Annotated in this window: 1 protein-coding gene; it reads right to left on the bottom strand. The window is 51.9% G+C overall.

The window, feature by feature from the left end; translation table 11 throughout:
* Window positions 1-34 precede the first annotated feature (34 nt).
* Window positions 35-511, bottom strand: a 477-nt coding sequence (locus KQI75_RS13500) for an electron transfer flavoprotein subunit alpha/FixB family protein (RefSeq protein ID WP_216471341.1), incomplete at its 5' end; no start/stop codon positions are given.

Genomic DNA, 511 nt, shown 5'->3' on the forward strand with positions numbered 1-511 from the left:
TGCGAATATCTATATCTGTTTCTGTATAAACAGATTACTTAGCAGCCTGTGCTGCCTTGATGGTCTCGATCATCATCGGTACTACCTTGAACAGGTCGCCGCAGATGCCCCAGTCAGCTACATCGAAAATCGGTGCGCTCTCGGACTTGTTTACTGCGATGATGTTCTCGGAATCCTGCATACCAGCCTTGTGCTGGATTGCACCGGAGATACCCAGTGCGATGTACAGCTTCGGATGTACAGTCTTACCAGTCTGACCTACCTGATGGTCTGCAGTCAGCCAGCCGGAGTCGATTGCTACACGGGAACCGCCTACTACGCCGCCCAGTACTTCTGCCAGCTCTTCTGCCAGCTTGATGCCCTTCTCTACGTCCTTGGAGATACCACGGCCTACAGATACGACAACGTCAGCACCGATCAGGTCTACCAGCTGCTTTGCTTCCTTCACGATCTCAACTACCTGCGTCTTGATCGGATCCAGCTCTACATTGTACTTCTCTACTACGACTGC

The sequence above is a fragment of the Butyricicoccus intestinisimiae genome (genome assembly GCF_018918345.1).
GTDB classification, from domain to species: domain Bacteria; phylum Bacillota; class Clostridia; order Oscillospirales; family Butyricicoccaceae; genus Butyricicoccus_A; species Butyricicoccus_A intestinisimiae.